The 26,702-nt window shown below is 66.0% G+C and carries 27 protein-coding genes; 12 read left to right on the top strand and 15 right to left on the bottom strand.

What is annotated here, in order from left to right:
* Positions 1-129: 129 nt before the first annotated feature.
* The 4 genes from V5F78_RS06200 to V5F78_RS06185 all read right to left on the bottom strand — a co-directional run bounded on the left by V5F78_RS06200 (position 130) and on the right by V5F78_RS06185 (position 3,654).
* Positions 130-1,227, bottom strand: a complete 1,098-nt coding sequence (locus V5F78_RS06200; protein WP_394069183.1) for a sulfate/molybdate ABC transporter ATP-binding protein — start codon at positions 1,225-1,227, stop codon at positions 130-132.
* Positions 1,228-1,312: 85 nt separating this feature from the next.
* Positions 1,313-2,383, bottom strand: a complete 1,071-nt coding sequence (locus V5F78_RS06195) for an anti-sigma factor (RefSeq protein ID WP_394069181.1) — start codon at positions 2,381-2,383, stop codon at positions 1,313-1,315.
* Positions 2,380-2,988 (bottom strand): sigma factor-like helix-turn-helix DNA-binding protein, encoded by a 609-nt coding sequence (locus tag V5F78_RS06190; RefSeq protein ID WP_394069179.1) that lies wholly within the window; start codon positions 2,986-2,988, stop codon positions 2,380-2,382. The genes V5F78_RS06195 and V5F78_RS06190 overlap by 4 nt, the downstream gene beginning before the upstream one ends.
* Before the next feature lie 270 nt (positions 2,989-3,258).
* Positions 3,259-3,654 (bottom strand): flagellar export protein FliJ, encoded by a 396-nt coding sequence (locus tag V5F78_RS06185; RefSeq protein ID WP_394069177.1) that lies wholly within the window; start codon positions 3,652-3,654, stop codon positions 3,259-3,261.
* Positions 3,655-4,109: 455 nt separating this feature from the next.
* Between V5F78_RS06185 and ctrA the strand changes: the two genes are divergently transcribed.
* Positions 4,110-4,811: a response regulator transcription factor CtrA gene (gene ctrA / locus V5F78_RS06180; RefSeq protein ID WP_394069175.1), complete on the top strand. Its 702-nt coding sequence runs from the start codon at positions 4,110-4,112 to the stop codon at positions 4,809-4,811.
* A gap of 90 nt (positions 4,812-4,901) precedes the next feature.
* Here the strand turns inward: ctrA and copM are convergent, their stop codons facing one another.
* From copM to V5F78_RS06165, 3 genes are all read right to left on the bottom strand, one after another.
* A complete protein-coding gene (copM, locus tag V5F78_RS06175) occupies positions 4,902-5,240 on the bottom strand; it encodes a CopM family metallochaperone (protein ID WP_394069561.1) in 339 nt (112 codons plus the stop codon).
* A gap of 293 nt (positions 5,241-5,533) precedes the next feature.
* The gene (locus V5F78_RS06170; protein ID WP_394069173.1) at positions 5,534-6,484 is read right to left on the bottom strand and encodes a DnaJ C-terminal domain-containing protein; all 951 of its coding nucleotides are present in this window, start codon (positions 6,482-6,484) and stop codon (positions 5,534-5,536) included.
* A gap of 82 nt (positions 6,485-6,566) precedes the next feature.
* Positions 6,567-7,073, bottom strand: a complete 507-nt coding sequence (locus V5F78_RS06165) for an RT0821/Lpp0805 family surface protein (RefSeq protein ID WP_394069171.1) — start codon at positions 7,071-7,073, stop codon at positions 6,567-6,569.
* A 17-nt stretch (positions 7,074-7,090) separates the two neighbouring features.
* On the opposite strand from V5F78_RS06165, the gene pdxH reads away from it, so the two are divergent.
* Together pdxH and V5F78_RS06155 are read left to right on the top strand one after the other, a co-directional pair.
* Positions 7,091-7,729 (top strand): pyridoxamine 5'-phosphate oxidase, encoded by a 639-nt coding sequence (gene pdxH, locus V5F78_RS06160; protein ID WP_394069169.1) that lies wholly within the window; start codon positions 7,091-7,093, stop codon positions 7,727-7,729.
* Positions 7,730-7,847: 118 nt separating this feature from the next.
* Positions 7,848-8,594 carry an SDR family NAD(P)-dependent oxidoreductase gene (locus V5F78_RS06155; RefSeq protein ID WP_394069168.1) on the top strand — a complete coding sequence of 249 codons (747 nt, stop codon included), beginning with the start codon at positions 7,848-7,850 and terminating at the stop codon, positions 8,592-8,594.
* A 12-nt stretch (positions 8,595-8,606) separates the two neighbouring features.
* Here the strand turns inward: V5F78_RS06155 and V5F78_RS06150 are convergent, their stop codons facing one another.
* A complete protein-coding gene (locus tag V5F78_RS06150) occupies positions 8,607-9,581 on the bottom strand; it encodes a magnesium transporter CorA family protein (RefSeq protein WP_394069166.1) in 975 nt (324 codons plus the stop codon).
* A gap of 107 nt (positions 9,582-9,688) precedes the next feature.
* Positions 9,689-9,913 carry a hypothetical protein gene (locus tag V5F78_RS06145; protein WP_394069164.1) on the bottom strand — a complete coding sequence of 75 codons (225 nt, stop codon included), beginning with the start codon at positions 9,911-9,913 and terminating at the stop codon, positions 9,689-9,691.
* Between the two features lie 312 nt (positions 9,914-10,225).
* On the opposite strand from V5F78_RS06145, the gene V5F78_RS06140 reads away from it, so the two are divergent.
* Positions 10,226-10,828, top strand: coding sequence for a L,D-transpeptidase (locus V5F78_RS06140; RefSeq protein ID WP_348844824.1), 603 nt, complete (start codon positions 10,226-10,228; stop codon positions 10,826-10,828).
* Positions 10,829-11,122: 294 nt separating this feature from the next.
* Here V5F78_RS06140 and V5F78_RS06135 read toward each other — a convergent pair whose 3' ends face one another.
* Positions 11,123-12,535 (bottom strand): extensin family protein, encoded by a 1,413-nt coding sequence (locus V5F78_RS06135; RefSeq protein ID WP_394069163.1) that lies wholly within the window; start codon positions 12,533-12,535, stop codon positions 11,123-11,125.
* Positions 12,536-12,711: 176 nt separating this feature from the next.
* Between V5F78_RS06135 and V5F78_RS06130 the strand changes: the two genes are divergently transcribed.
* Both V5F78_RS06130 and V5F78_RS06125 read left to right on the top strand, forming a co-directional pair.
* A complete protein-coding gene (locus V5F78_RS06130; protein ID WP_394069161.1) occupies positions 12,712-13,416 on the top strand; it encodes an HAD family hydrolase in 705 nt (234 codons plus the stop codon).
* Positions 13,417-13,507: 91 nt separating this feature from the next.
* The gene (locus tag V5F78_RS06125; protein WP_394069159.1) at positions 13,508-14,293 is read left to right on the top strand and encodes a DUF1499 domain-containing protein; all 786 of its coding nucleotides are present in this window, start codon (positions 13,508-13,510) and stop codon (positions 14,291-14,293) included.
* A 42-nt stretch (positions 14,294-14,335) separates the two neighbouring features.
* On the opposite strand, the gene V5F78_RS06120 is transcribed toward V5F78_RS06125, so the two are convergent.
* Entirely contained in the window at positions 14,336-15,013 is a 678-nt protein-coding gene (locus V5F78_RS06120; protein ID WP_394069157.1) for an SOS response-associated peptidase, read from the bottom strand.
* A gap of 80 nt (positions 15,014-15,093) precedes the next feature.
* Here V5F78_RS06120 and V5F78_RS06115 point away from each other — a divergent pair, with 80 nt between their 5' ends.
* Positions 15,094-15,459: a hypothetical protein gene (locus V5F78_RS06115; RefSeq protein ID WP_394069155.1), complete on the top strand. Its 366-nt coding sequence runs from the start codon at positions 15,094-15,096 to the stop codon at positions 15,457-15,459.
* On the opposite strand, the gene V5F78_RS06110 is transcribed toward V5F78_RS06115, so the two are convergent.
* Positions 15,441-16,352: an MBL fold metallo-hydrolase gene (locus V5F78_RS06110; RefSeq protein WP_394069153.1), complete on the bottom strand. Its 912-nt coding sequence runs from the start codon at positions 16,350-16,352 to the stop codon at positions 15,441-15,443. The genes V5F78_RS06115 and V5F78_RS06110 overlap by 19 nt on opposite strands.
* A 76-nt stretch (positions 16,353-16,428) precedes the next feature.
* Between V5F78_RS06110 and V5F78_RS06105 the strand changes: the two genes are divergently transcribed.
* Complete coding sequence (locus V5F78_RS06105; RefSeq protein ID WP_394069151.1) at positions 16,429-16,818, top strand: hypothetical protein; 390 nt, start codon at positions 16,429-16,431, stop codon at positions 16,816-16,818.
* A gap of 100 nt (positions 16,819-16,918) precedes the next feature.
* Here the strand turns inward: V5F78_RS06105 and V5F78_RS06100 are convergent, their stop codons facing one another.
* Complete coding sequence (locus V5F78_RS06100; protein WP_394069149.1) at positions 16,919-18,838, bottom strand: propionyl-CoA synthetase; 1,920 nt, start codon at positions 18,836-18,838, stop codon at positions 16,919-16,921.
* Positions 18,839-19,015: 177 nt separating this feature from the next.
* On the opposite strand from V5F78_RS06100, the gene V5F78_RS06095 reads away from it, so the two are divergent.
* The 4 genes from V5F78_RS06095 to V5F78_RS06080 all read left to right on the top strand — a co-directional run bounded on the left by V5F78_RS06095 (position 19,016) and on the right by V5F78_RS06080 (position 24,556).
* Complete coding sequence (locus V5F78_RS06095; RefSeq protein ID WP_394069147.1) at positions 19,016-20,641, top strand: acyl-CoA synthetase; 1,626 nt, start codon at positions 19,016-19,018, stop codon at positions 20,639-20,641.
* A 138-nt stretch (positions 20,642-20,779) separates the two neighbouring features.
* Positions 20,780-22,522 carry an ABC transporter ATP-binding protein/permease gene (locus V5F78_RS06090; RefSeq protein ID WP_394069145.1) on the top strand — a complete coding sequence of 581 codons (1,743 nt, stop codon included), beginning with the start codon at positions 20,780-20,782 and terminating at the stop codon, positions 22,520-22,522.
* Between the two features lie 247 nt (positions 22,523-22,769).
* Positions 22,770-23,075 carry a hypothetical protein gene (locus V5F78_RS06085; protein WP_394069143.1) on the top strand — a complete coding sequence of 102 codons (306 nt, stop codon included), beginning with the start codon at positions 22,770-22,772 and terminating at the stop codon, positions 23,073-23,075.
* Positions 23,076-23,230: 155 nt separating this feature from the next.
* Entirely contained in the window at positions 23,231-24,556 is a 1,326-nt protein-coding gene (locus tag V5F78_RS06080) for a chloride channel protein (RefSeq protein ID WP_394069142.1), read from the top strand.
* 35 nt (positions 24,557-24,591) lie between these two features.
* Here V5F78_RS06080 and V5F78_RS06075 read toward each other — a convergent pair whose 3' ends face one another.
* Entirely contained in the window at positions 24,592-25,416 is an 825-nt protein-coding gene (locus tag V5F78_RS06075; protein ID WP_394069140.1) for a ChbG/HpnK family deacetylase, read from the bottom strand.
* Entirely contained in the window at positions 25,413-26,426 is a 1,014-nt protein-coding gene (locus tag V5F78_RS06070; protein WP_394069559.1) for a glycosyltransferase family 2 protein, read from the bottom strand. Before V5F78_RS06070 ends, V5F78_RS06075 begins: the two co-directional genes overlap by 4 nt.
* Positions 26,427-26,702: the final 276 nt, after the last annotated feature.

Genomic DNA, 26,702 nt, shown 5'->3' with positions numbered 1-26,702 from the left:
CGCCGCCGAGCAGGGCGGTGCGATCGTGCGGGCGGGACGCACCCCTTGTCGATAGCGCCCGCACGCGGCCGCAGGCAAGTCTTTCGCGGGCGTAGGCCGGAATATGCCCCGGCACCGCGGCCCGGGTCGTCAGATCGCGTATTCGCCCACTTGGTGGGACGCCGGCGGGCGGCAATCCACACCCGGCCCGCTCGCGGGAAACAGGCGCGCGCGGTCGAACCGCACCGCGACCTTGCCGGCCTCCGGCACCTTGGCCGTGGGGGCGACATCGGCTTCCACATGCGCGCCGCCCACCTCCAGCTCCAGCCGGCGGATCGCGCCGTGGCGCCGATAGGCCTTCACCATGCCTTCCGCCCCCGGCGTGCCGGCGAGCGCGACCGTGATGTCGTGCGGCCGCGCGAACAGCACCGCCGGGCCATCGGCCACCCGCTCCATGGCGGTGGCGATGATCTGCCCTTGGGCCCGTACCACGCCTTGCGCGACCTGCACCGGAATGCGGCTGGACTCGCCCATGAAGCCGAACACGTCGGGCGTGGAGGGTCGGTCATAGACATCGTCCGGCGTGCCCACTTGCTCGATGCGGCCCTTGCTCATCACCACCACGCGGTCGGCGAGTTCGAGGGCCTCCTCTTGGTCGTGGGTCACGAACAAGGTGGTGTGTCCGGTCTGTTCGTGCAGATGCCGCAGCCAGGCGCGCAATTCCTTGCGAACCAGCGCATCCAGCGCGCCGAACGGCTCATCGAGCAGCAACACCTTGGGCTCGATGGCGAGCGCGCGCGCAAGCGCGACCCGCTGGCGCTGGCCGCCGGACAATTGCGCCGGATAGCGCGCGCCATAGCCCGCCAGTTGCACCAAAGCGAGCAGGCTTTCCACACGCTTGGCAATGTCGCCTTCCGACGGGCGCGTCGCACGCGGGCGCGAGCGCAGCCCATAGGCGATGTTGTCGGCCACGTTCATATGGCGGAACAGGGCATAATGCTGGAACACGAAGCCAATGCCGCGATACCGCACCGGCACGGTGGAGGCATCCGCCCCATCCAGGATCACCCGGCCCGAATCCAATTGCTCCAGCCCCGCGACCACGCGCAACAGGGTGGTCTTGCCGGAGCCGGAGGGCCCGAGCAGCGCCACCAGTTCGCCCGGCTGAACATCCAGGGAGATGCCCGCGAGCGCCTGCTGCGTGCCGAACATCTTGACGGCATTTTCTACGGCGACGGCAACGGTCATAAGCAGTGCAAGGCCCCGGTGAAGCGGATGTCCCGCTTATGGCATGATCGCGCGGCGCAGGAAACGCACGCCCCGCGAGATGAAATCACAGCCGTCTGAGCGGTCCGGCGAGGATCACCTCGCCGGTCCCCTGCCCGGGCGTGCCATCGGCGGCCTCAAGCGTGATCTCGAGCATGGCCGTGGATTGTCCGGTCCAGGCCGTAAAATCGGGCGCGAGCGCAGAGGGATCACGAAAGGCGCACAGGAGATGGCGGGCGCCATCCGGCCCGACCAGCCACAGGCGATAGGTCTGCCCTTCCGGCGGTGGGCCCGGGAGCCCGACCACGTCCAGCCGGCGGGTTGCCGGATCAAGCTTTATGGTGACGCGCAGTCCGCTGCGTGGCGTCAGCACCGCCTCGTGCTGCGTCTGCGCGCCGCCAGGCTGCGCGGCAGGGTTCTGCGCGACGGGCGTTTGTGGAGCGGAGGTTTGCGCGGTCGGCGGCTGGAGGCTTCCCCCGTCGCTGCGCCCCGCGTCGCGCAGCAGCAAGCCGCCGAGGCCAAGCACGAGGATGGCCATCAGCCCGCTCGCCACGCGCCAGGGATTGCGCGCGGCCGGCACGGGTGCGGGTGGCGCCGGTGGCGTGGATGGGCCGCTCTTCTGCGGCAAGGGCGACGGCAGACGGGCCGATGCGGCCTCCTGCGGGCCGGAATCTTTCTCCAGTTCCCGGATTTCCGCTTCCGCCACCACCGGGGGAATTGGCGATGGCTCCTCGGCCGATGCCCCCTCGGCGGCCGGCGGAGCATCCGGCGCGCGGGGGGACTGCGCGACGGCCTCCGAGGCGGGAGCCGGGGCGGTGGGCGGGGACGACGGGGACGACGGGGCCGTGGAAGAGGCTGCGTCGTCGGCTCCGCGCTCGGGCGCCTCCTCGGCAACGGAGGGCATGGTCTCCGCCGCCGGCAGGCCCGCCATGATCTCTTGCAGCAGCCCTTCCGGCGGAGCCACGCTGACCGCGAGCTCGTGCAGCGGCCCGAGCCGGCGTTCCCAGAGCGTGACGAGGGCGGCGAACGCGTTGTCCCTCGCGATCCGCGACCGGGCCGCGCTGCGCTCGGCGGCATCGAGGGTGCCGAGGACATATTCGGCGGCTTCCTGCCGGTCGTCTTCGCGCGCACCGGTCATTGCAGAACCGCGTCGATTTCGCCGACGCTTCGCCGCAACCAGCTGTTGATGCTGTGGACCGGCGCGTCGAAATAGACGGAGAGCGCATCGCGGGTCCAGCCGTCATAATAGGCCAGCAGCACCATGCGGCGGCGCTCTTCCGAAAGCTGGCCGAGGCAGCCGAGAAGTTCGAGCAATTCGCGGCTGCGCACGGCGCTGGCCAGGGGATCATCCACCGGCTCCTCGGCCGCGAACGGCTCGAACACGGCGCCATCGTCGCTCGCCTGCTCCCGGGCGAGGTCGAGCGCGACGCGCCGCACATGGGCGACCATCCAGCACAAGGGATCACCGATGAGATCCCGCAAGGTCTCGGCCGCCGGACGATCGGCGGGCCCATCCTGCGTCCGCGCAGCCGCGTCCAGCGAGGGGCGCAACGCGCGCGCCTCGGTCCAGATCGAGAGATAGGCGAGCTTCAGCGCGGCCGTGGCGCGATCGCGGTGGCGCAGCAAGCGCAAGGCGACGCCAAAGAAGCGGGGGCTGGTGCGGGCATAAAGAATCTGGAAGGCGTCGCGATCCCCAAGGGAAACCGCGATCACAAGATCACTCAGCACATCCGAGTTCGCCACGACCGTCCTGATCCCGCACCGGGGAACCGCTGAAAAAGCGAGACTTAAACTCTCACTCTAATAAACGGTCGCAAGGCTTTGCGAAAAAACGTGTTTTCGCCGCTTAGCCCGCGCGCGACGAAAGCGCCGCACCCCAAGAAAATGAGGCTAAATCAAGACCCTCAAAAGGTGAAGCCCTTCTGGCCCTTTCACAGGCAAGAAGTTGAAAATACGTCCTTTTTATAAGGACCTTCGCCGACACGCGGACGCCGGCCGGCATCCGCGACGCGCTCACGCCCGGGCTGTCTCGCCCATGCGCCAGCCGATGCGGCGCTCCATCGCTTCCGCCTCGCTCACGCGTTCACGCTCGCTGGCGGCCTCTTCCATCTGGAGCTGGGCCTCGGCATCGGCAAGGGCACTCTCCGCCTCGTCGCGCTGGGTGCGCAAATCCTGGGCGGAGCGGGAAAGATTGTCGCGCCGCTGGCGGGCCGCGGCGGCGAGCGGGGAATAGGCGAAATGGCGCGGATCGGAAATTCCCGACCGCTCCTCCTCGCCCGCGATATCGCGATCGAGATCCGCCGCCATGCGGTCGAACTCCGCGATCATGGTGTCGATCCGCACGATGCGCCGGCGCGCATCCTCGATCTTGAACCGCTTGGCGCGGATAAGGGGTTCACGCGACTTCATGGAACGCGATACTCCGAAGGCACAAATGAACGCGGCGGCCGGTTTTCGGACGCTTCCAGGGCCACAATGACGCCGACCTGTTGCCCTTTCCTTACCGCCCGGCCGCTTTGGCCAGGAAAATCGCTTAACCTCACCGGTCGGAAACCAATCGTTTACCGACTTCGTTAATGATGCCTCCACGGTTCGGATGAGGGTGCTTCGAAAAAGCCCCTTGGCCGACGCTCCCGAGGCTCGGGAGATGGTGTGGAGATACAGGCCGGGTCGGCCGAAACAACTTTAGCGACGTGCGGAGAGTCAGTCTTCGCATTCATGCACAAAGTTTTTTCGAAGGACTCTTGTCCAGATGAATCGGTATCGGGTATCGATTCATCACACGTATCGCGAATCACACTGTCGGCTGAGCACACCAAGGGCGGCACGCCGCTTTTCGGGTTGTTGCGAGGAAGGGGATTGCCATGCGCGTCTTGCTCATCGAGGACGACAGTGCGACGGCCCAAAGCATCGAGCTGATGCTGAAGTCCGAGAGCTTTAATGTCTACACGACGGATCTCGGTGAAGAAGGCATCGATCTGGGTAAGGTCTATGAATACGACATCATTCTGCTGGATATAAACCTGCCGGATATGTCGGGCTTCGAGGTGCTGCGCAATCTGCGCGTCGCTAAAGTGAAAACCCCCATCCTCATCCTCTCCGGCCTCGCCGGCACCGAGGACAAGGTGAAGGGCTTCGGCTTCGGCGCCGATGATTATCTGACCAAGCCGTTCCACAAGGACGAGATGGTGGCGCGCATCCACGCCATCGTGCGGCGCTCCAAGGGCCATGCCCAATCGGTGATCCAGACCGGGGACCTGATCGTCAACCTCGACACCAAGACGGTGGAAGTGGAAGGCGCCCGGGTCCATCTGACCGGCAAGGAATACCAGATGCTGGAGCTGCTCTCGCTCCGCAAGGGCACCACGCTCACCAAGGAGATGTTCCTCAACCATCTCTACGGCGGCATGGACGAGCCCGAGCTGAAGATCATCGACGTGTTTATCTGCAAGCTGCGCAAGAAGCTTGCGAATGCCTCGTCGGGGAAGAATTACATCGAGACCGTCTGGGGTCGCGGCTATGTTCTGCGCGAACCCGTCTCGGGCGCCGACCGCATCGCTGTCTGACGCACACCGGATCCAAGCATCCGACCAAAAGGCCTCGCCGACGGCGAGGCCTTTTTCATGCGCGCATGATGGATGGCTGCCGCGCGGCGCTCACCGCCCCTTGGCGGCGAGCCATTTGCGCATTTCGGCAATCTCCTGCTCCTGCGCCGCGATGATGCCCTCCGCCAGCTTGCGGATCTGCGGATCGGTGCCGTAGCTCAGCTCCACCTTCGCCATGTCGATGGCGCCCTGGTGATGGGCGATCATGCCGCGCACGAAATCGACGTCGGCATCGCCGGTATAGGCAATGGCCATGTCGGCGTGCATCCGCGCGTTGGCGGCCTGGAGTGCCGTGGTGGCGGGCGTCGCGTTCGCCGACGGCGCGGGCATGGACATGGTCTGCCCGCCTGCGGCCGGCATCGACATGGGCATCTGGTCATGACCGGGCATCGCTGAGGCCGGTGCCGATTGCGCAATCGCTGCCCCCGTCGGTACGGCCAAGGCACCGATCATCAAGCCCGCAGCGACTAACCCTGCCATACGATCATTCATGAACCTGTTCCTTCCGGCGCGACGATGCCGCCCCCAGCGGAGCCCGTCGCCGACGGCAAAAATAGGGCTGCACGCGACCACGGACATGAGTTGGCGCAAGCCGAAGCCGCGACGCAATGGCGCGCCGATGCGATCCGCCACAGACGCCATAAGCTGCAGCGCCCGTCACGGGCGCACCGCGGCGGACGTCCTTATTTTTCGGTGACCGCGCGCATCTTGCGCATCAGCGCTTCAAGCTCTGCGTCATGCTCGGGCGGCAGCACCAGATTGGCGCTCACCAGCAGATCGCCATGGCCGCCGGAGGCCTTGGGAAGCCCCTTGCCGCGCAGGCGGAAGGTGCGCCCGCCCGACGTCCAGGCCGGAATGTTCAAGTCCACGGCCCCGGTCAGCGTCGGCACGCGCACCTTGGCACCCAGCACCGCATCGGGGAGCGGCACGTCCGCCTCATAGCGCAGGTCAAAGTCCTCGCGCTTGAATTTCTCGTGCGGGGCATAGCTGATGGTGACGAAGGCATCTCCCGGCGGTCCACCGAGCGGGCTCATCTCCCCCTGCCCCTTCAGGCGCATGCGATGGCCTTCCAGCGTGCCGGCGGCGATCTTCACTTCCACCTGCTTGCCGCTGGGCAATTGCACGCGCTTTCCCGCACCGTGGGTGGCCTCCTCGAAGCTGACCGGCAAGGTCAGCTCGATGTCGGCGCCCGGCTCCGGCATGCCGCCGCGCGCGCCGCGCCGTTGCCGGCCGAACCCGAAAATATCGCCCAGGTCCTCGCCCAGGTCAGGGCCGCGTCGGGCATTGCGTCGCACCCCTTCGGGACCGAAGGAAAAACTCTCGAAAATCGTATCGCCGTCGAAGCCGGAAAAGCCGCCCGGACCGGGCCGGCCGCGCCCGCCGCCGAAACCGGAGAAATCCGGGGCGCGTGGCTTGCCCTCCGCATCTATCTCGCCGCGGTCGAACTGGCCGCGCTTTTCGGCGTCGGCCAGAATCTCGTGGGCCGTATTCAGCTCGGCAAAGCGGTCCTGCGCCTTCGGATCGCCCTGGTTGGCGTCGGGATGCAGCTTCTTCGCCAGCCGCCGATAGGCGCGCTTGATCTCCGCTTCGTCGGCGTTCTTGGCAACGCCGAGGACGTCGTATGGATCACGCATGCAAATTCACCTCAGGGTCGGCGCTTTCCGGCCGACCTCGCCCTTCATGTGGGAAGAAGGTGCCCTATTTCAACAGCGGGGCTCAAGCCCGTCCAAGGACTCGCACCTGCGACAGGGTGGTTCCCTTGCCATCGCGGCAGGCGTCGCCCTGCACCCAATGTTCCCCGGTGCTGTCGACGACGCCGATCCGGAACTCCCGGCAGCCGTTGTCCTTTACCACGCCCAGCGGCGTCGCCGTTCCCCGTGCGCCGGTGATGGTGTTTTGCCACGGCATGCTTGCGCCGGCGTCGCGCGATTTCAATGCCTGGTCGAGGGCCACCTTCGCCTGCGCCCAATCGGTGGTGGCAATCCCCTGCGGGGCCTCGCCCACCGGAATGGACAAGGCCACCGGCTGGGGCTTCAGTGAGCCTGTGACCAATTGATCGTCATCCGACATGCCCAGCAGCGATCCGCAGCCGGACAAGGCCAGCGCGGCGCTCAGAAGCGCCCCTGCGACCAATGGCCTGACGACTGTGCGGCGCCGGCCGATCGCCCTATATAAGGCGGTCTTCGCGTCGCCTCGGTCCGCCGTTTCATATTGACGCCACACGGGAAGGGCTCCCAGCCATGTCCGATTCGCCTATGGAAGCCGCAAACCCCTTAACAGGCAGTGATTTCACGCAGAGTACCGAGCCTTTTCGTCTCTTTTCCGAATGGCTCGACGAGGCCGGGCGCACCGAACCCAACGATCCCAACGCCATGACCCTCGCAACCGTGGATCAGGACGGCCTGCCGGATGCCCGCATGGTGCTGCTGAAGGGCCTCGACGCACGCGGTTTCGTCTTCTTCACCAACACGATGAGCGCGAAGGGCCGGGAACTGGCCGCCACGCCCAAGGCCGCGCTCGTGTTTCACTGGAAATCGCTGCGGCGCCAGGTACGCGTGCGCGGACCGGTGGAACAGGTCACGGACACCGAGGCGGACGTCTATTTCGCCACGCGTCCGCGCCTGTCGCAGATCGGCGCCTGGGCGAGCCAACAATCCCAGCCGCTGGAGGGCCGCTTCGCCTTCGAGGCGGCGGTGGCCGCGACCACGACGAAATATGCCCTCGGCTCCGTGCCGCGCCCGCCCCATTGGACCGGCTTCCGCATCGTGCCCACCGCCATCGAGTTCTGGCACGATCGCCCGTTCCGCCTGCACGATCGCATCGTGTTCCGCCGCCCGGAACCGGAGGGCGACTGGACCCGCACGCGCCTCTATCCCTGAGCTGGACGGGAGGCGCTGCGCGGAAGCGGGCCAGCGCGCTTGACCGCGCCTCCTGCCCGTGCTGCCTGCCTGGGAATGGCGCCCGGCGCGCCGCACGGCTTTACGTTTCGAGGAACCCATGTCCGCCAGCAACCATTCGCCACGCATCATGCTGTTGACCGGCGCCTCGCGCGGCATCGGCCACGCGACGGTGAAGCGCTTTTCCAGCGCCGGCTGGCGGGTCATCACCTGCTCGCGCCACGCGTTTCCCGAGCAATGCCCCTGGGCGGCTGGGCCGGAGGACCACATCCAGGTGGACCTTTCCGACCCGGAAAACACCGAAGCCGCCATTGCCGAGATCAAGAACCGCTTGCCGGCGGGGGAATTGCACGCGCTGGTGAATAACGCCGGAATCTCGCCGAAGGGTGCAGGCGGGGCGCGCCTCGGCTCGCTCGACACCACGCGCGAGACCTGGGCCCATGTGTTTCAGGTGAATTTTTTCGCGCCCATCATGCTGGCGCGCGGACTGGTGGAGCAGCTGGAGGCGGCGCGCGGCTCGGTAGTGAATGTCACGTCCATCGCCGGCGTGCGCGTGCACCCGTTCGCGGGCGCGGCCTATTCCACCTCCAAGGCGGCGCTGGCGGCGCTCACGCGCGAGATGGCGGTGGATTTCGGCCGCCGCGGCATCCGCGTCAATGCCATCGCGCCGGGCGAGATCGACACCGCGATCCTCTCACCCGGCACCGACAAGATCGTCGAGCAGATTCCCTTGCAGCGGCTCGGCACGCCGGACGAGGTGGCGAAGATCATCTATGTGCTGTGTACTGAGACTTCGTCCTACCTCAACGGCGCCGAGATCCACATCGACGGCGGGCAGAACGTGTGAGCGGCGCGGCTTCTACAGCCAGCGGCGCCATTTGAAGAAGAGATAGGGCAGGATCGCCGAAACCACCATCGCGGTCAGCGCGATCGGATAGCCATAGGTCTCGGCAAGCTCCGGCATATGCTGGAAGTTCATGCCGTAGATCGAGGCGATCAGCGTGGGCGGCATCAGCACCACTGAGAGCACCGCGAAAATCTTGATGATGTTGTTCTGCTCCAGCCCGACCATGCCGATGGTGCCGTCCAGCAGGAATTGCAGCTTGTTGCCGAGGAAGTTGGCGTAATCCGAGAGGCCGGCGACATCGCGCGTCATGCTCTTGATCTGGCTCTTGGTATCTGGCCCGAGGGGCTTTGAATCGCCCTCCGTGCCGATGAAGGCCAGGAGCCGCGAGAGCGAGGCAAGGCTTTCCCGGGCATAGGAGAGCAGGCCTTCCTTTCGGCCGATATGGGTCAGGATCGCGCGATAGCGCTGCGTGCGGTTGCCGCCCTCGGTGTCGCGCTCGAACACGCGCTTGGACAAGCGCTCGATATCCGTTCCCGCGCGCTCCAGCACCTCGGACACGCGGTCCACGATGGTGTCGAGCAGCTCCATCAGGATCTGTCCGCCGGTGGTCTGCGTGCACAGCTTGCCGAGCCGGCCGGCGAGCACCGAGAAGGGCTTGGGATCGGCGTAGCGCACCGTCACCAGCTTTCCCTTGACCAGGATGAAGGTGACGGGATTCACCGACGGCGCCTCCGTATCGGCTCCGCACAGGATCGACAGCGTCATGTAAGCGGCGCCGGCTTCGACATAGAGCCGGCTGGAGGGCTCGATCTGCCGCATCTCTTCCCGGGTGGGAATTTCGACTCCCACCGCGCGCTCGATCTGCTTGTCCTCCAGGTGCGCGGGAGACACCAGATCCAACCACAGCGCGTCCGCCGGCACGTCGCGATCATGTGGCACAGTCTGCGCCTTGAGCGCACCGTCAACCAGGCTGTAGGCCAGCAGCATGTCTCACCGTCTCGGCTCGCGAACGCGGCTCGTGGGCGTCCGCTTCAGACGATACATGCGCGGCCCTGCACGGGCTGGCAAGCGCGGCCCAGGCCGCAACACACGGCTCAGGCCGCGAGGTGGTCGATATCGCGCAGGGTGACGACCTTGTTGGGCTCTCCGGCGCTCTTCGGCGTCGCGGCCTTGGTCTCGCTGGCGAGACGGGCGGCAGCGGCGGCGGCAGCAACGGCCGTGATCCCGATCTCGCGCCACTGGCCCGAATGGGCGCCGTAACGGTTTGTTTCGGTCTCCGCGCGGGGGGCTTCGCCCGGCCCTGGCTGATTGCTAGACATCGTACTCTCTCCTAACGACGGCATCTGCCTAAAACAGATGCCCTTGGGTGTGAAGACCACTGACAGATGGTGGGCAACTGCGTCGAAACTGTGCAGGAGCTGCGACATTGCAGAGGTCTTAGTGGGTGAGCATTGCGCAGGCCTTTCAATATGGTCTTAACGCGTGACGAAAGGTGAGCCACTGAGACATTTTTGCCACGTTTTTCCGCGCTGCGGCGTGGCGAGTTCGTGGCCTCTTCAAGGCGTGGCAGGGTTCGGGTAATCCATTTCTACGAAACGAATCTGTTCACCCTATTTTGGTATGAGGCGGTCATGGCGAAGCGGGCGGTCGCGGCTGTTCTGCTTGGACTTCTATTAGGTGGCTGCATGGCGTCCACGCCTCAGCCCGCTCCGGAATCGTCGCTCAAGCCGCGAGACAAGCAATTGCTCGCGCAGGCGCCCTATCCGAAGGTGAAGCCCGAGGGGATGTTTGCACGGCAAATTGTCGAGTACACCGGCAAGGAGAAGCCGGGGACGATTGTCATCGATACTGACAAGAAGCTGCTCTATTTCGTCGAGGGCAATGGCCAGGCCATTCGCTATGGCGTGACGGTGGGCGAGGAAAGCCTGGCTTTCCGCGGCGACGCCAAGGTCGGCCGCAAGGCCGAATGGCCGAGCTGGACCCCGACCCCCGAGATTCATCAGCGCATCGCCGGCCTTCCGGCCTATGTGGGTCCCGGCCCGCATAATCCGATGGGCGCCCGCGCGCTGTATCTCTACCAGGGCCAGAAGGACACGCTGTTCCGCATCCACGGCACCAATCAGCCGGAATTGCTGGGCCAGGCCATCTCCTCGGGCTGCATTCGCATGCTCAACGAGGACGTGATCGACCTCTACAATCGCGTCCCCGTCGGCGCGGAAGTCGTGGTGCTCTGAAGACCCGCTTTCGCCAGGACCCTTTTGAAAAAGCCGCCACGCCCTTGCGTGGCGGCTTTTTCGTTTCCGATGCCTTCCGATGTCCTATTCCGATATCCTGCGCTTCGGGGATACCGTGCCCTTCGCGTTCGATGCCTCGCCGCACGCCCTGACGCCGCAGGATCGGCGGCGCTCCGACATCAAGACGTTGCGCGAACATCGCATACGCATACATCCTGACTCGGCAACGACCGACATGGCGGCGAGAGGTTCAGCCATCGCCATCGCGGAGCGGGAAGCCAGTGCCTGCCAGGCTCAACCGCCGGGCAATTTTTCGCTGTCACCGGCAGCCTTGGGGCCGGGCTTGATCTTCGGCCGCTTCAGGGGAAGCGGGACCTTGTCCGGCAGCGTCCGCGATGCCTCCTGCGCCTCCGCCTCCTCCGGCGCAGCCGCGGAGTCCTTGCCAGCCGCCTCCTTGGCGATGGCGTCCTTGCCTGTGCCTTCCTGGCCGGCATGATGCGCGGCGATCAGCGCCGGGGCCGGGGTCTTGATGATCCAGCGACACAGCTTGATGTCGAGACGGCGCTTGGCGATGTCCACGTGGATATGATCCTCGTGATAGCCATCCGACCCCGGGCCGAGCACGGTCGAGAAGCGTGCGCACGCATCTGCCTTGATGCGCTCCTGGAGGGCGATCGGGAACCCGCCGTTCTTCACCTCGATCACCCGCTTGTCGGCGGTCTCGAAGCCGCCGAAGTCGATCGCCGCGCCCTGCCCGTGCTCGCTCATCTTCGCGCCCTTGATCCGGTTGCGCGGACGGCAGTCATAGGAGGCGGCGACCTTGAAGGTCTCCATCCGCGTGCCGAGCGTCGCCACCGCCGGGCCGAGATCTTCGCGGACCCATTGCGTCACCGCCGCCGCCATCTCGCACTGGAGGATCGCTGCAGGCGACAGGGTCACGAGATTGCCGTCCGCCAGCCGCACCGCCGTGACGTGAACCGGTGCCGGTAGCGCGCACCCGGCCTTGACCGCGACCGGCGGCGCGGGGGTCGCGACCAGGGCCTTCTGCTCTACCAGGGCCGCGCATAAGGCGGGCAAGGTGCCGGGCGCGACCACCTCTGCGGGCGCCCCGGCGGCCGGCGGCGCGCCGGGTGCGGCCGATCCGCTCGGCGGTGGCGGAGCCACCAGCGCCGGGGCCGGCGTGTCCTCGGCCTCCGGCTCGGCTTGCTCCTCGCCAGGCAGGGGTTCACGCGGCCGGGGCGTGGGCACATTGGCGAGGCGCGGCAAGGTCGCCGTCTCAGGCGGAGTGGACGGCGCGGTCTCGGCGGCCTCGGCAGGCGGAGGCGGGGCGAATGCGGGCGCGGGCGCAAGCGCGGCAAAGAGGGGAAAGGCAAAGGTCGCAGGGGCTGGCGGGGCTTCGGCGGCTTGCGATTTCGCTTCAGCCGCATCGTCCGCCTCGATCTCCGCATCGAGCGAGTTTGGACGGGGCACCGGTAACGGCACCTTGGCGATGGGAATGCGCGGCTTTGCGATCGGCAGCGAAGCGGGCGGGCGCGGCGCGGTTGCGGCCTGCGTAGCGCCGGGCATCAGCGCAGAGATGGCGGCCGCGAGCAGAAGCGCGGGCCACAGGCCCGCGTGCGCCTCGGGCGGGCGTTTCCGCGCAGGGCGATGGAGCGTGGCGGTCCACCGCGCGGGTGGCGACCAGATAGGCGGGGATCGCAGTCTCATCGGTGCGATCATAGGCAGATGGCCGCATGAAGTGAACGCCTATCCACACGATCCGTGCGCAGCCAAGGTGAAGCTGGCTGTGCGCCTTGTGTTTCTGCGCTGCGGCTTCCACAACACAACAAACTGTTCGCGCCGCATCGCGCGCTTTCCATCTTTTCTCCTTGTGCGGAGGGTCCATGCGAGACCTGAAGGCGGTTTTATTCGATAAGGACGGCACATTGGTGGATTTCGACCGGACCTGGGGTCCGTCGGCCGGCTTCGTGATGCGCACCCTTGCGGCTGGCAATGCCACCGCCCTGGCACGCTTGGAGGCGGTCAGCGAATATCTTCCGGACGAGGAACGCTTCCTGCCCTCCTCGCCATTGGTCGCCGGCTCCTCGGCCCATTATGGGCCGCTCTGGGCACAGACCCTGGCGCGGCCGGCGGATGACGAATTCCTGCATCTTATTGATCGCCTGTTCCGTGAGGCCGGCCTCATCCATCTCACCGCGATCGGAGCGCCGGACCATGTGCTTCAGCGCCTGCACCAGGGCGGGCTGAAGCTCGCCATCGTCACCAATGACGCGGAATCCAACGCCCGTACCCAGGCTGAAGCGCTCGGCCTCATGCCCTATCTGGAGGCGGTTCACGGCTATGATTCCGGTTTCGGCTCCAAGCCCGGTCCCGGCATGGTGAGTGCCTTGGCGAAAAGCCTCGCGCTGGATCCCCATGCCATGGCCGTGGTGGGGGACAGCGCGCACGATCTGACCGCCGCGCGCAGTGCCGGGGCCCGCTTCATTCTGGTTCGCACCGGGCCGGCGCCGGTGGAGCATCTCTATGGCGAGGCCGATCTGGTGGTGGATTCCATCGCCGATTTGCCGGCGCACCTTCTCGCCGAATGACAGCCACCGCTGGAAACGCACGTGAAAAGCGGGCATAGATCGACTTGAAGGGGCGCCGCACGGCACCTCGCGGAACACCGACGCGACAGCCATGATCAAGCGCCAGCTCTATGTGGAGGAGCGATCTTCCGCCCTCGCATCCTGGAGCCTTCGGCTCGCGCTGTTCGCGATTCCGGTCGTCGCGCTGGCCTCCGGGCTCTATCGCGCCAACCTGCTCGATTTCGAACCCGCCATGGCCACCGTGGGCGCCGGCCTCGCACTTGCGGGGGTGGGTGCGCTGGTGGCGGTTGCCGCCTGCATCTCCATCTGGGAGAGCGGCTGGCGCGGCCTCGGCAAGGCCATCGGTGCACTGGCGATCGCGCTGTTCGTGCTGGCGGTGCCGGCCGCCGTGCTGGCCCGCGGCGTGATGCTGCCGCCGCTCACCGATCTGTCCACCGACATGGAAGATCCGCCCTATTTCCGCGCCATGGGCTTCGCGCGGCCGCGCGCGGCCAATCCGGCGGTGTATCCGGGCGAGGATGCGGCGGCGATGCAGCGTTCCGCCTATCCGGGCATCAAGCCCATCGATCTCGACGCAACGCCGGAGGAAGCCTTCAACACCATGCTCGCCTTGGTGCAGAAGCGGCGCTGGCGGGTGCTGGACGCCGTGCCGCCGCGCGGCGGCCTGCGCGATGGCCAGATCGAGGCGGTGGCCATGACCCCTCTGCTCGGCCTGCGCAACGACGTGGTGATCCGCGTGCGGCCGACGGCGCGGGGCGCCCGCATCGACATCCGCTCCATGTCCCGTTTCGGCGTGCATGACCTGGGCGAGAATTCCTGGCGCATCTCCAGCCTGCTGGCCGATATTTCCGCTGAGCGCCGCAAGAAACGCCAATAGGCCGCTCGACCCGGGCGGCGCAGGATCCGCGCGCACGCGGGATCAGACCGCGACCGGAAGCGCCAGATCCTCCCCCTCGTTGCGCACCGAATTGACACGGCTGGACACCGCCCACATCTGCATCGCTTCGGCGGGATACGGCTTCAGAAGATCGAACGGGGCAGGATCCTGCAGCCAGCGGGTGATCTCTCCCGGCTCGAGGATCACCGGCATGCGGTCGTGCAGCGGCGCCAGCAGCCCATTCGCGGCGCAGGTGAGGATGGTGAAGGTGCGCACCCATTCGCCCGAGGCCGGATCCTTCCACCCTTCCCAGAGTCCGGCGAGCGCCATGGGCTCGCGGCTGCGCAGGGTGATGAGAAAGGGCTGTCGGCCGGCGGCCGTGCGCTGCCATTCATAGAAGCCGTCGATGGGGATGACGCAGCGGCGCGGCTTTCTCCACGCGGCGCGAAAGCTCTGCTTCTCCGCCACGGTCTCGCTGCGGGCATTGATGAGCGCGCTCGCGCCTTTCATGTCCTTGGCAAAGGAGGGCACCAGCCCCCAGCGCAGCAGGCCGATCTCCGCGCGCGCTGTTTCGGGATTGCGCCGGATGACCAGCAGATCCTGCGTCGGCGCGGCGTTGAAGCGTGCCGGAGCATTGGGCAGGGGGATGTCCTTTGACTCAAGGCCAAAGCGCTCCATGTAATAGACTGGCCCGTAGCTTTGGATGAAGCGTCCGCACATGGATGCACCGTGCCGCACCGCGCCGCGCGGGAGAAGGCCGGCACGCGGCCTTCGCGGACCAGCCCACAGGAGAAATGCCCATGAAGCGCATGCTGCTCATGTTGCCCGTGTTCGGGATACTCGGGCTCGCCCTGTGGTGGATGGTGGTGGGCTGGGAGGCCGGCGCGGACGCGCCCATGGAGGCGACCGATTATATTCCCATGGTGCTCGGCGTGGTCTTCACCTTGATCCTCGGCTGCGGACTGATGGCGTTGCTCTTCTTCTCCAGCCGCCGGGGATATGACGAGGCGGCGAGCGGTGTCCTCGATCCACAGGCAGCTGCTCCTCCCGAGCGCACCGGCAGCTACAATCTGCATGTGCGCCCGTCCGCATCGAGCCCGGAAGGCATGGCGCACCGCCATGCCGATGCCGAAACGCCGGCCACCTCTCAGCGCGCGATCCGATAATCCCCGGTGATGGAGGGCGCGCCCTCGGTCTCGACCTGTCGCTTCTCTACCAGATGCTCCAGATGGGCGAGCACGGTGAGCGAGGCGGCACCGAACAGACGGGGATCGAGCCCAATATAGATGCCGCGCACCAGCTCTGGAATGGTGGAGGTGCGCTCCAACCCGCGCAGAATCGCCGCCTCGCGGGCATGGCGATGGTTGAGATAATCGCGCACGAAGGCAGGCGCATCGTTCACCGCCGGGCCGTGGCCCGGCAGATAGAGCCGCTCGCTGCGCAAGGCGAGCTTTTCCAGCGAGTGCACATAATCGCCCATGGAGCCATCGGGCGGCGCGACGATGGAGGTCGCCCAGCCCATCACGTGATCGCCGGAAAACAGCAATTCGTCCTCATGCAAGGCGAAGGCGAGATGGTTGGCGCAATGGCCGGGTGTCGTGATGGCTTCCAACGTCCAGCCGCTGCCGGTGAGCACGTCCCCGTCGGCGAGCACGATTTCGGGAACGAAATCGGTATCCGCGCTCGCATCCATGGGATTGATCTCGCCGATGAACAGCGGACGCGCGGGGCGGTGCGGCCCCTCCCCAACGGTACGCGCTCCGGTCGCCGCCTGCACCGCGGGAGTGGCGGGGGAATGGTCGCGGTGGGTGTGCGTGATGACGATATGGCTCACGTTTTCGCCGCGCACCGCGTCCAGCACGGCCGCGATATGGGCGGCATCGTCAGGACCGGGGTCGAGGATCGCCACATTGCCGTGCCCGACGATGTAGGTGCAGGTGCCGGTGAAAGTGAAGGGCGAGGGATTGGGCGCCACGATGCGACGCACATTGGGCGCCACCTCTTCCACCTGGCCGGGCGGCACGTCGAAGCGCCGGTTAAACGCAATGTCATCGCTCATGGATATTTTTCGCAGGCTGGCGGGCGCGTGGCGGAGTAATGTCGCGCCGGAGTTGGGGATTGCAAGGACGAGTCGCATGACAATCTTCCGCAGCTTGACCGGCAACGCAAATGCGCGGGCCCATCGCGGCGCCCGCAGGGTGCTGGCGGTCGGCTTGGCCGTGGTGGGCTTGGGGATGGCTGGTGTTTCCATGGAGTCCAGCGGCGCGATGGCGCAGAGCGCCTATCCCGGCGGACCTTCCAGCGTGGCCATGACCTGTGCGCAGGCGCTCAGCTTCGTCACCAAGGCGGGCGGCACGGTGCTCGCAACCGGCGGCCTCACCTATGATCGCTATGTGCGCGACCGTTCGTTCTGCAGTTATTCCGAGGTGACCAAGCCCGCCTTTGTGCCGACGCGAGACGTGAAGCAGTGTTTCGTCGGCTACACCTGCATTGATCCCTCGATCGACAACGGTGGGCGCCGCTGACTACCTGAGCAAGGCAACACGCCAGCGCACGGAATGACCAGCACATATGAACGAAAGGCGCGGCGGCGAGGCCGCGCCGGAACGCTCTGCAGGTACTCCGTTACACCCCGTAGCCGCGCTGTTTCAGCACGGCGCCGATCTCCTCCAGCACCACCGGATCGTCGATGGTGGCGGGTGCGGTCCATACGTCAGCGTCGGCGATCTTCTTCATGGTCCCGCGCAGGATCTTGCCGGACCGTGTCTTGGGCAGCCGCGCCACGGTCACCGCCAGCTTGAAGGCGGCCACGGGGCCGATGCGATCGCGCACCAGCCCGACCAATTCCTTCTCGATGATCTCCGGCGCCCGCCGCTCGCCGGCCTTCAGCACTACGAAGCCGCACGGGATCTCGCCCTTCAGGGCATCCTTGACGCCGATCACAGCACATTCCGCCACATCGGGATGGGAGGAAAGCACCTCCTCCATCCCGCCGGTGGAGAGGCGGTGGCCGGCGACATTGATGATGTCGTCGGTGCGGCCCATCACGAACACATAGCCGTCGTCGTCGAGGTAGCCGGCATCCGAGGTTTTGTAATAGCCCGGAAACTCCGCCAGATAGCTTTCGCGGAACCGCTCGTCCTGCTGCCACAAGGTGGGCAGGCAGCCCGGAGGCAGCGGCAGCTTGAGGACGATCGAGCCCATGGTGCCGTTCGGCACCGGCTTTGCCGCTTCGTCCACGATATGAATGTCGTAGCCGGGCAGCGGCACCGTGGGCGAGCCGGGCTTGATGGGCAGAAGGCCAAGACCGACCGGATTGCCGGCGATGCCCCATCCGGTCTCGGTCTGCCACCAATGGTCGACCACCGGCACCTTCAGCTTGTCCCCGGCCCAGGCCACCGTATCGGGATCGGCCCGCTCGCCGGCGAGGAACAGGGTGCGCAGCGTGGAGGTGTCGTAGCGCTCCAGGAATGTCGCGTCCGGATCTTCCTTCTTAATGGCGCGCAGTGCGGTAGGCGCGGTGAACAGCGCAGCGACCTTGTGCTCCGCCACCACGCGCCAGAAGGCGCCGGGGTCCGGCGTGCCCACGGGCTTGCCCTCGTAGATCACGGAAGTGCAGCCCATCAGCAGCGGGCCATAGACGATGTAGGAATGGCCGACCACCCAGCCGATGTCGGAGGCGGTCCAGAACACATCGCCGGGCTTGAGGCCATAGAGATTATCCATGGTCCAGCGCAGCGCCACCATATGGCCGCCGGTGTCGCGCACCACGCCCTTGGGAACGCCGGTGGTGCCCGAGGTGTAGAGGATATACAGCGGATCGGTGGCGCCCATGGGGGTGCAATCCACGCCCCGCCCGGCGGCTGCGGTCGCTGCCCGCTGCTCGGCCCAGTCGAGATCGCGGCCTTCCACCATGTCCGCCGCGAGCTGCGGCCGCTGCAGGATCAGGCAGCCCGAGGGCTTCACGTTCGCCATTGCGATGGCCGCATCCAGAAGCGGCTTGTAGGGCACCACGCGATTGGGCTCGATGCCGCACGAGGCGGCAAGGATCACTTTGGGGGCCGCATCGTCGATGCGTACCGCCAGCTCCTTGGCCGCGAAGCCGCCGAACACCACCGAATGAACGGCGCCGATGCGCGCGCACGCCAGCATGGCGATCACCGCCTCGGGCACCATGGGCATGTAGATGACAACCCGGTCGCCCTTGCCGACGCCCATGTCGCGCAGCACCGCACCGAGGGTGCGCACTTCCGCCAGCAAGGCGGAATAGGTGATTTCGCGCTTGATGCCGGTGACCGGACTATCGTGGATCAGGGCCACCTGGGGGCCGCGGCCGGCATCCACATGGCGATCCACCGCATTGAAGCAGGTGTTGCACACCCCGCCCACGAACCAGCGCCCATAGGGGCCAAGGTCGGGATCGAACACGGTGCGCGGGGGGGCGATCCAGGCAATGTCGCGCGCCGCTTCCGCCCAGAAGGCCTGTGGATCGTGCTGCCAGCGGGCATAAACCTCGCCATAGCGGCTTGAGCCCAGGTCGAGCATGGCACGTTCCTCCCGATAGACGTGTTCTGATTGCCGCGCATGATGCGCGGGGGATTTCACAACGCAAGTCCGCTCTACTGCGTAAGACCTTTGTCGACCACACGGGGTGATTGCGCCGGCCCGAACGGCTCAGCTAGGTTCGGCCCGCCGTTACGGCCCAAAAAATGGGGAAGCGCCATGGTGAGCATTTATGATCGCGATCTCGACCGGACGCCAGCCAATTTCCAGCCGCTGACCCCACTTGGCTTCCTGGAACGGGCGGCGCGCGTGTTCCCCGAACACACGGCGATCATCCATGGCAGCCTGCGGCGCAATTATCGCGATTTCTATGCCCGCGCACGGCGGCTCGCCTCGGCGCTGGAGAAGCGCGGGGTCGGCCCCAATGATACGGTCGCTGTGATGCTTCCCAACGTGCCCGCCATGCTGGAAGCCCATTATGGCGTGCCCATGTGCGGCGCTGTGCTCAATTCGCTCAATACCCGGCTCGACGCGGCGATCCTCGCCTTCACGCTGGAGCATGGCGAAGCGAAGGTGCTGATCACCGACCGCGAATTCTCGCCCGTCATCAAGGCGGCGCTGGCGCTCTCCACCAACAAGCCGATCGTCATCGACTATGACGATCCCGAATTCACCGGCGCCGGCGCCCGCATCGGCGAGATGGAATATGAGGATTTCCTTGCCACCGGCGATCCCGAATACAATTGGGCCATGCCCAGCGATGAATGGAATGCCATCGCGCTGAACTATACCTCGGGCACCACGGGCGACCCGAAGGGCGTGGTCTATCACCATCGCGGCGCGCATCTGCTGGCGGTGGGCAATGTGGTGACCTGCGCCATGGGGCGGCATCCGGTCTATTTGTGGACGCTGCCCATGTTCCACTGCAACGGCTGGTGCTTTCCCTGGTCAGTTTCGCTCGCCGCCGGCACGCACGTCTGCCTGCGGCAGGTGCGGGCGAAGCCGATTTTCGATGCATTCGCGGACTATGGCGTTACCCATATGTGCGGCGCGCCCATCGTCATGTCGACGCTGCTCAATGCCCCGGACAGCGACAAGCGGCCCCTGCCGCACGTGGTGGAATTCATCACCGCCGCCGCCCCGCCGCCGGCCGCCGTGCTCGCGGCCATGCAGGAGGCCGGCTTCAACGTGACCCACGTCTATGGCCTCACCGAAGTGTACGGCCCGGCCGTGGTCAACGAGTGGCACGAGGAATGGAACGATCTGCCGGCCCCCGAGCGGGCGGCGAAGAAATCGCGCCAGGGTGTGCGCTACGGCGCGCTGGAGGCGCTGGACGTGATGGACCCCGATACCATGGTTCCGGTGCCGGCCGATGGCGAGACGCTGGGCGAAGTCATGTTCCGCGGCAACGTGGTGATGAAGGGGTATCTGAAAAACCCTTCCGCCACTGACAAGGCATTCTCCGGCGGCTGGTTCCATTCCGGCGACCTTGGGGTGAAGCATCCCGATGGCTATGTGCAGCTCAAGGACCGCTCCAAGGACATCATCATTTCCGGTGGCGAGAACATCTCATCAATTGAAGTTGAAGACGCGCTCTACAAGCATCCGGCCGTCAGCGCCGCCGCCGTGGTGGCCCGCGCGGATGACAAATGGGGCGAAACCCCGGTCGCCTTCGTGGAATTGCGGGAGGGCGCGAGCGTCACGGCGGAGGAGCTGATCGCCCATTGCCGGACCCATCTTGCCAGCTACAAATGCCCGCGCCACATCATTTTCGACGAGATCCCCAAGACCTCCACCGGCAAGATCCAGAAGTTCAAGCTGCGGGAGATGGCCAAGGAGGTTTGAGCGGGCCGGCGGGTACGGACGGGTTTGGAACGCGATGACGTTCCGTTCCAAACCTGACCAAGCGGTAATATGGCGGCCATCGTTTTTTCACGTCCCCTGGGCGTATGGTGCGCGAAAGTCACCAACGCCAGGACCGCGATGCGCTCCCTTTTCCGTCTGCTCGGCGATATTCGCCGTCTTGCCCTGCCCTATTTCCGCAGCGAGGAGCGCTGGAGCGCCCTCGGCCTGCTGGCGGCGGTGATCGCCCTGGAACTCGGCTGGGTCTATGCCACGGTGCTGCTGAACGAATGGAACAGCGCCTTCTACAACGCGATCCAGGAAAAGAATTTTCCGGCGTTTCAGAAGCAATTGCTGGTGTTCTGCGCCATTGCGGCCGGCGCGATCATCGTCGCCGTGTATCAGATCTATCTCAAGCAATGGCTCCAGATTCGCTGGCGGCGCTGGCTGACCAAGCGCTATCTCGACCATTGGCTGGCGGACGAAACCCATTACCGGCTGCGGCTATCCGGCGATTCGGCGGATAATCCCGACCAGCGCATCGCCGAAGACGTGAACATGTTCGTCAGCCAGACCATCGGCGTCGGCATCGGGCTGCTGGGCACCATCGTGTCGCTGGCCTCGTTCAGCGTCATCCTGTGGGGCCTGTCCGGTTCCTATGACCTCAAGCTTTTCGGCACCGACCTCTTCATTCCCGGCTATTTGTTCTGGGCCGCGTTGATTTATGCCGGCGTCGGCACCTGGCTCGCGCATCTCATCGGCAAGCCGCTGGTGCGACTCAATTTCGACCAGCAGCGCTACGAAGCCGACTTCCGCGTGGACCTGGTGCGGGTGCGCGAGAATGCCGAGCAGATCGCGCTTCTGCGCGGCGAGCCGGCGGAAGAGCGGCGCCTGACCGGCCGTTTTTCCCGTATCCGCGAGAATTTCTTCGCCCTTATGAGCGCGCAAAAGCGCCTGACCTGGTTCTCCGCCGGCTACAACCAGATCTCCACCATCTTTCCCTATGTGGTGGTGTCACCGGCTTATTTTTCCGGCGCCATCCTGCTCGGGCCGATGATGCAGACGGCCTCCGCCTTCTCGTCGGTACAGAGTTCGTTTTCCTTCTTCATCTCCTCTTATTCCACCCTCGCCGAATGGACCGCGGTGGTGAACCGGCTCACGGGCTTTGAAGCCTCCATGGCGGCGGTGAAGCGCGATGCCGATGCTCCGGCTTTCCGCCATGTTGAGAGCGGGGGGAGCGAGGTGCGGCTCGCCAATCTGGACGTGCGCCTGCCCAACGGCAGCGCCTTGCTGCACGCGCAAGGCATCTCCGCCCATCCGGGCGAGCGGGTGCTGGTGACCGGGCCGTCAGGTGCCGGCAAGACCACCTTGCTGCGCGCGATCGCCGGGATCTGGCCGTTCGGCGAAGGGGAAATCGCCCTGCCCGCACAGGCGCGGCTGATGATTCTGCCGCAGCGGCCCTATATTCCCGCCGGCCGCCTGGATGCCGCCCTCTCCTATCCCGCCGAGCCCGACACTTATGAGCGCGCTCTGCTCGAGGAGGTGCTGACGGCCGTGGGGCTTCCCGCGCTCGCGATGCGGCTCGACGAGGCGGCGGCCTGGCCGCATGTGCTCTCGCTCGGCGAACAGCAGCGCCTCTCGATCGCCCGCGTCCTGCTGGTGCGTCCCGACGTGCTGCTGCTGGACGAGGCCACCGCGGCCTTGGACGAGCCCCTGGAAGCGCGGCTCTATGCCTTGATCGCGCAGCGCCTGCCAAAGGTGGTGCTGCTCTCCATCGGCCATCGCTCGACCCTGGTGGCGCTGCATGACACGGCTCTGGCGCTGGAGGGCGCGCAATCGCCGCGCACACTGGCGGCATCGCAATTGACTCCGGCGGCGGCATGAGGCGACACGTCGCACAGGATCGGTGCGCTCAATCGTTTTTCACAGTGCGTCGCAACAAATGGAAAGGTAGCGGGACACGACGTTCACCTGAATAACCGACTTATTCACGCATTCGATAACTTGGCCGGCACTCTTTAACTTGCCCTTAGGGTTTGCTATAAATGCGGAACCATCGGGTGTTTGGATCATGATTTTAGTCGGACGCAAGTTGACCCGTTTCACGAAGCTCCGCTAACGGGGAAGTCTTATGCGCAAAGTTCAGGAGTTGATGAACGTATTGTCCATGTTTTTCTTCGTCGCTTGCGCGGCGATTTTGACGTGCTCGATGATTGCGTCTACGGCTTACTCGCTTTTCTTGTATCTGATTTACGGTTTCGATCTTCCTCAGGCGGCCATGTCCGGCTTTGACCTTCTGTTCAAGCTCATCATGTGCGCCATTGCTGCGCTGGTGATGTCCATATTCTGCCGCGCGGTGGCGCGCCTGAGCGCGGAGATGGTCGAAGCGCCGGTCTCCCTGAAGCCTTCCCTTCAGCGCAAGTCTGCCTCCAAATAGGAAGCGTCCGCCCGGCTGCGACGGTCTGTCATCAAGCGACATCACCGGCCGGTGGGCCGAACGGTCGCATTCCGAGTCTTTTGCCCTTCATGCGCATTGACGGTGGCGCCGCCAGCCCGTAACGCCTGGGAAGGCTGGGCGTGAGGGCGAGAACCATGATCTTCAAGCGGGATTTGCGGCGGGTGCGGGTCGCTCTCACGTCGCGGATCTTCTGGAAGCGCCGATGCGTGTTTCTCCTGGGCGCGGTGGGGGTTGGGCTTGCCTCGGTCCTGTTCGCCGCCGCCGCTGATCGCGGGCAGGAGCTGTATGTCGCCATCTCGCATCAGGTGCCCTACGCACTGCTGATCATAACGCCGGTCGGCTTCGGCCTGTTCGCCCATCTCACCGCCCGCTATTTCGACGGCGCCCAGGGCAGCGGAATCCCACAAGCCATTTCCGCGCGCCGGTCGAATGATCCCGCCCATCGCGCGAGGCTGCTGAGCGTGAAGGTGACGCTGGGCAAGGTCGCCCTTACCATCGCCGGCCTTGCCGTGGGCGCCTCCATCGGCCGCGAGGGGCCGACCGTGCAACTCGGCTGCGCGATCATGGTGATTCTCGCCGGCTTCGTCGGCATCGGGCGCGCCAACGGCCTGATCCTCGCCGGCGCCGCCGCCGGCATCGCGGGTGCCTTCAACACGCCGCTCGCCGGCATCATGTTCGCCATCGAGGAGATGGCCAAATCCTACGACAAGCGCCTCTCGGGCATGATCTCCTACGCCGTGGTCATATCCGGCCTGGTGAGCTTGGTGCTGGTGGGCCAATATTCTTATTTCGGCGCCATTCCGGGCGAGGCCTTTCCCCAGCAGATCGGATGGACGGCGGTCGCCGCATGCGCGATCATGGGCGGCATCGCAGGCGCCATTTTCTCGCGCGGCCTGGTCGCCCTCTCATTCGCCAATAGCGGAATGATCGGCCGCCTGAAGCGCACGCCCTGGCTCTATGGAGGCCTGATCGGCCTCGTCGTGGCGGTGCTCGCCGTGACGACGGACGGCTTTGCCGGCGGCTCGGGCTATGCGCCCACCCGCGAGCTGCTCGAACAGGGCATCACCCATCCCTGGTGGTATGCGCCGATCAAGCTCGTGACAACGATGCTGTCCTCCGCCGCCGGAATTCCCGGCGGACTGTTTTCACCCTCGCTCTCCGTGGGGGCCGGCTTCGGCGCGGCGCTTTCGGGGATTCTGCCCCACATCGACGTGCGCGCGCTCGCCATGCTGGGCATGGTGGCCTATTTCGCGGGCGTGGTTCAGGCGCCGCTGACCGCCTTCGTCATCGTGATGGAGATGACCAACGAGGTGCATCTGGTGGTGCCGCTTCTCGCAACGGCGCTGCTGGCCGCGGGCCTCTCCCGCCTGCTCGCGCCAGAGCCGCTCTATCACGCGCTGTCTTATGCCTATGATCCCAAGCCGGTCACGCCCCCGGCGGCTCGCCCTCCGGCTTCCTGACCCGCCGCGGGGAAGGACGCGACCTTCGGCGAGGCTCACGCCAGCCGCGCGTCCGCCCTGGCGAGCAGCGCGGGAAAACCATCGTCCGCCAGGGCAGCATATTCGCGTGCACGCTGATCGGTAACGGGATCGCGGCTTGCGAGCACCGCGTCGGGATGGCCGGGGTGCACCATGACGAGGCCCCCATCGGGAAGCCCCGCGATGAAATGGGCCAGCAGCGCCGCGAAATCGTGCTGCGGCCCGAAATCATAGGCGCCGGCAAAACCGCTGTTGGTCGGCAAGCCCTGCGCCTGCGCCTGCGCCTTCAGCCCGGTGGCAAACAGGCCGAGCAGCCGCGCCTTGGCATCGAAGCCGAGGCGCGCCCGCGCGGCCGGCGTGCAGTCGCGCACCAGGGCGCCGGGTGCATGGCGCGCCGCTGCTTCCAAAACCGCGCCACGGATGCCGGGAAGAAGGTGCACATGCTGATGGCCGTCCACATGGTCTGGCGGCCGGCCGAAGGCGGCATGGAAGGCCTGGAACTGGGCTTCCACCTCGGCGCGGACCGCAGCCCGATCCAATCGGCCGGTGAGCGCACGCCTGACCACCGCCTGCAAGGGCGCAAACGCCGCCCCGCCGAGCGGATCGGCGGCGAGCGGGGTAAATCCGCCGGTGAACGTGACATGCAGGCCGATGCTGGCGGAGGCTTGGGCCGGCTTTACCTGCACACTCTCCTCAAGGCGCGCGGCCTCCTCGGCGAGGCCGGGAAACACGGTCATCACCGAAGTGGCGTTCAACCGGGCCGTGGCCAGGAGCGCGCGGATGGCCGCCGACACACCCGGCGCAAGGGCATAATCGTCCGCGCAGATCCAGATGGATTTCACGGCAGGATCATCGGGCGCGCGCCGACATCGGCATAATCCGCGGCGGGCGCCGCCGGCTCCTCATCATGGCGCAGCGCATGGTCGGCAACGAAATAGACCGGGCGCGCTTTGATCTCGGACAGGATGCGCGCGATGTACTCGCCCATCACCCCGATCACCAGCAATTGCACGCCGCCAATCACCATCAGGCCGACCACGAGCGAGGGATAGCCCGGAACGGGAATGCCCCAGAACAGGCGCTCGATCACGATCCACACGCCATACAGGAAGGCGATGCCGGCAAGCCCGGCGCCCACCAAGCCGGCGAGCCGCAGGGGGGCGGGCGAGAAGGAGGTCAGCGCCTCCATGGACAGACTCAGCAGGCGGAAGAAACTCCAGCTGCTGGACCCGTGGGTGCGCCCCGCGGGCCGGTAGGGCACGGCGATCTGGCGAAAGCCGATCCAGCTCGACAGACCCTTGAAGAAGCGGTTGCGCTCCGGCAGGCGGCGCAGGGCCGCCGTGGCGCGCGGCGAGAGCAGGCGAAAATCCGCCGCATCCTCTGGAATGCGCGTGGAGGCGCCGAAATTCAGCAGTTTGTAGAACACCTTGACGAACCAGCGCCGGGAGGCCGCCTCGTCCATACGGTCGGCCTTGACCGCATAGGGCACGTCATAGCCCTGATCCTTCCAGAGGCCGACGAAGGTTTCGATCATTTCGGGGGGATGCTGGCCGTCGCCGTCCATGAACAAGAGCGCATCACCGCGCGCATGGTCGAGCCCGGCGAGCAGAGCGGCTTCCTTGCCGAAATTGCGCGAGAGCGCCACCACCTGCACATCGACGCCCAGCGCCGGCAATTCTCCGGCCACGGTGGCGCAGGCGTCCCGGCTGCCGTCGTCCACATAGACGATCTCGATCCGCATGCCGCGCGCGCGGGCCACCGCCTGGGCGCAGGCGCTGAGCTTGGCATGGAAGGTCGGCAGGCCGTCCGCCTCGTTGTAGACCGGAACGACGATGCTGAGGTCGGGTGTCATGGGAAAGCCGCCCTTGGCGCCGCTGGCTATTTTCACCCGTTTAGCCGGGATCGTGGGGATAGGCGAGAGACTCGACATTTTTTTAGAACCTAGGGGAACCGCAGTTCCGGTATCGCGTTTACGCGGTGGACGGCGTGCTTCCCCCGACGCCGTCCATAGACGCGGTCGCCTCCCCCCGGCGGCCGCGTTTTCCATTTCAGATGTTGATATCCGACCCGCGGTCGAAATTTGCGGCGGGTCAATGAAGGAATTGTGGCCAATACTTAAGCTGAATTA

It is taken from the genome of Roseixanthobacter glucoisosaccharinicivorans, from assembly GCF_043195095.2.
In the GTDB taxonomy this organism is placed as follows: Bacteria; Pseudomonadota; Alphaproteobacteria; order Rhizobiales; family Xanthobacteraceae; genus NCEH01.
The sequence above is the reverse complement of the archived record's forward strand: the minus strand, read 5'-3'. Positions and strand labels throughout refer to the sequence as shown.

Coding starts and splice junctions, on each gene's coding strand:
- V5F78_RS06130 (WP_394069161.1), top strand. CDS start 12,712: ATGCGAGACCTGAAGGCGGTTTTATTCGATAAGGACGGCACATTGGTG.
- V5F78_RS06125 (WP_394069159.1), top strand. CDS start 13,508: ATGATCAAGCGCCAGCTCTATGTGGAGGAGCGATCTTCCGCCCTCGCA.
- V5F78_RS06100 (WP_394069149.1), bottom strand. CDS start 18,838: ATGCTCGACCTGGGCTCAAGCCGCTATGGCGAGGTTTATGCCCGCTGG.
- V5F78_RS06110 (WP_394069153.1), bottom strand. CDS start 16,352: ATGAGCGATGACATTGCGTTTAACCGGCGCTTCGACGTGCCGCCCGGC.
- V5F78_RS06195 (WP_394069181.1), bottom strand. CDS start 2,383: ATGACCGGTGCGCGCGAAGACGACCGGCAGGAAGCCGCCGAATATGTC.
- copM (WP_394069561.1), bottom strand. CDS start 5,240: ATGCCCGGTCATGACCAGATGCCCATGTCGATGCCGGCCGCAGGCGGG.
- V5F78_RS06140 (WP_348844824.1), top strand. CDS start 10,226: ATGGCGAAGCGGGCGGTCGCGGCTGTTCTGCTTGGACTTCTATTAGGT.
- pdxH (WP_394069169.1), top strand. CDS start 7,091: ATGTCCGATTCGCCTATGGAAGCCGCAAACCCCTTAACAGGCAGTGAT.
- V5F78_RS06115 (WP_394069155.1), top strand. CDS start 15,094: ATGAAGCGCATGCTGCTCATGTTGCCCGTGTTCGGGATACTCGGGCTC.
- V5F78_RS06155 (WP_394069168.1), top strand. CDS start 7,848: ATGTCCGCCAGCAACCATTCGCCACGCATCATGCTGTTGACCGGCGCC.
- V5F78_RS06085 (WP_394069143.1), top strand. CDS start 22,770: ATGCGCAAAGTTCAGGAGTTGATGAACGTATTGTCCATGTTTTTCTTC.
- V5F78_RS06170 (WP_394069173.1), bottom strand. CDS start 6,484: ATGCGTGATCCATACGACGTCCTCGGCGTTGCCAAGAACGCCGACGAA.
- V5F78_RS06150 (WP_394069166.1), bottom strand. CDS start 9,581: ATGCTGCTGGCCTACAGCCTGGTTGACGGTGCGCTCAAGGCGCAGACT.
- V5F78_RS06135 (WP_394069163.1), bottom strand. CDS start 12,535: ATGAGACTGCGATCCCCGCCTATCTGGTCGCCACCCGCGCGGTGGACC.
- V5F78_RS06105 (WP_394069151.1), top strand. CDS start 16,429: ATGACAATCTTCCGCAGCTTGACCGGCAACGCAAATGCGCGGGCCCAT.
- V5F78_RS06090 (WP_394069145.1), top strand. CDS start 20,780: ATGCGCTCCCTTTTCCGTCTGCTCGGCGATATTCGCCGTCTTGCCCTG.
- V5F78_RS06095 (WP_394069147.1), top strand. CDS start 19,016: ATGGTGAGCATTTATGATCGCGATCTCGACCGGACGCCAGCCAATTTC.
- ctrA (WP_394069175.1), top strand. CDS start 4,110: ATGCGCGTCTTGCTCATCGAGGACGACAGTGCGACGGCCCAAAGCATC.
- V5F78_RS06080 (WP_394069142.1), top strand. CDS start 23,231: ATGATCTTCAAGCGGGATTTGCGGCGGGTGCGGGTCGCTCTCACGTCG.
- V5F78_RS06145 (WP_394069164.1), bottom strand. CDS start 9,913: ATGTCTAGCAATCAGCCAGGGCCGGGCGAAGCCCCCCGCGCGGAGACC.
- V5F78_RS06185 (WP_394069177.1), bottom strand. CDS start 3,654: ATGAAGTCGCGTGAACCCCTTATCCGCGCCAAGCGGTTCAAGATCGAG.
- V5F78_RS06120 (WP_394069157.1), bottom strand. CDS start 15,013: ATGTGCGGACGCTTCATCCAAAGCTACGGGCCAGTCTATTACATGGAG.
- V5F78_RS06070 (WP_394069559.1), bottom strand. CDS start 26,426: ATGACACCCGACCTCAGCATCGTCGTTCCGGTCTACAACGAGGCGGAC.
- V5F78_RS06200 (WP_394069183.1), bottom strand. CDS start 1,227: ATGACCGTTGCCGTCGCCGTAGAAAATGCCGTCAAGATGTTCGGCACG.